The following is a 1,480-nucleotide window of genomic DNA, read 5'->3' on the forward strand; positions in this document are numbered from 1 at the left end:
GCCGTGTCGGGTGACGCATGTGCGGCTCCTTCACTGAGTCGGTGTCGGCGGGCCGGCGGCCTTGGACGGCCGCCGGCCCGCGGGGGATCACTGCTGCTCCTGCCACTCCGCCCGGGCCTCGTTCAGCTGCTCCGCCATCGCGTCCAGGAAGTCCTTCGCGCTCATCTCGCCGAGGAGCACCTTCTGGAACGCGGGCTCGTTGTCCGTCTTGCTGATGTTGTTCCAGTCCGGCAGGTAGTACGGCAGTTGCACGATCTCGGTGCTGCCGTCCGTCAGCGAGGAGAAGGCGCCGTTGTCCCGCGCCGACTCCCTGACCCAGGCGTCCTGTGCGGCCTCGGTGTTGGCGGGGATCTGGGCGGCCGACTCGTTCCACGCGCTGTTGGCCTCGTGGGCCGCGGCGAACTCGATGAACTTCCAGGCCGCGCCCTTGTTGTCGCCGGACTTGAAGAGCCCGAGGCCGTCGACCGGGTTGGAGACCTGCACCCGCTTCCCGCCGGGTCCCGCCGGCTGCGGCAGGCCCGCGAAGCCGCCTTCGCCCAGGGCCTTGAGGTGGTCCTGGTAGGAGCCGAGGTTGTGACTCAGCATCCCGATGTCGCCGTTGTCGAACTGCGCGACCATCTTCACGAAGTCGTTGTTCACGTCTGCCTCGGGCGTGACGTCGTCGTACAGCCCGGCGTACCTCTCCAGGGCGGCGACGTTCTCCGGCGCGTTGACCGTCGTCTCCTCGCCGTCCCAGAACTCTGTGATGCCCGACTGCCCGTACATCACGTCCAGCGCCTGCGCGATGGAGCCCTCGCCGCCGCGGATGGTGTAGCCGAAGGCGTTGTCCTCCTTGTCGGTCAGCTTCTCCGCGGCGTCGTAGAAGGCGTCCCAGGTGGTGGGCGGGGCGAGCCCGGCGTCCTCGAAGAGGTCCGTGCGGTACCACAGCGTGCCGTTGTTGGCGGAGGTCGGCACGGAGTACATCTCCTCGCCGCGCCCGCCCGCGGCCCTGACGCTCTCGGTCATGCTCCCGGCCAGCACGCCCTTCAGCGCGCCGTCCTCGATCCGGCCGCCCACGGGTTCCAGCGCGTCCTGCGCGACCATGTTCGCGAGGTACGAGGTGGTGACGCCGCCGACGTCCGGCAGGCCGCCGCCCGCGATGGCGGTGTCGTACTTGGACTGCACGTCGTTGATCGGGATCGGCACGTACTCGACGTCGATGTCCGGGTGCGCCTTCTCGAAGTCGGCGATGATCTCCTTCCACACCGGCGTGCGCACCCCGCCGTTGTTGTCCCAGAAGGTGATCGAGCCGGCGCCTTCGCCCTCGCTGCCGCCGCCGGTGCTGCCGTCGTCGCCGCACGCGGCGGCGGTGAGGGTGAGGGAGCCCGCCAGGAAGAGGGCGGCGGCTGCTCTCAGTGGTGTGGTCATGGTCATGTGTCGGCTCTCTTCGGTGGGATGGGGATGTACGGAGTCGGAAGGGGGCGACGGCGGCGGCGTACGG

At 69.5% G+C, this 1,480-nt stretch carries 1 protein-coding gene; it reads right to left on the minus strand.

Annotated features, from left to right (window positions below; all coding sequences use genetic code 11):
• Positions 1-87 precede the first annotated feature (87 nt).
• Positions 88-1,413: an ABC transporter substrate-binding protein gene (locus H5J30_RS32860; protein WP_181791338.1), complete on the minus strand. Its 1,326-nt coding sequence runs from the start codon at positions 1,411-1,413 to the stop codon at positions 88-90.
• Between the last annotated feature and the right edge of the window lie 67 nt (positions 1,414-1,480).

The organism is Streptomyces phytophilus, assembly GCF_013870535.1.
Lineage (GTDB): Bacteria > Actinomycetota > Actinomycetes > Streptomycetales > Streptomycetaceae > Streptomyces > Streptomyces phytophilus.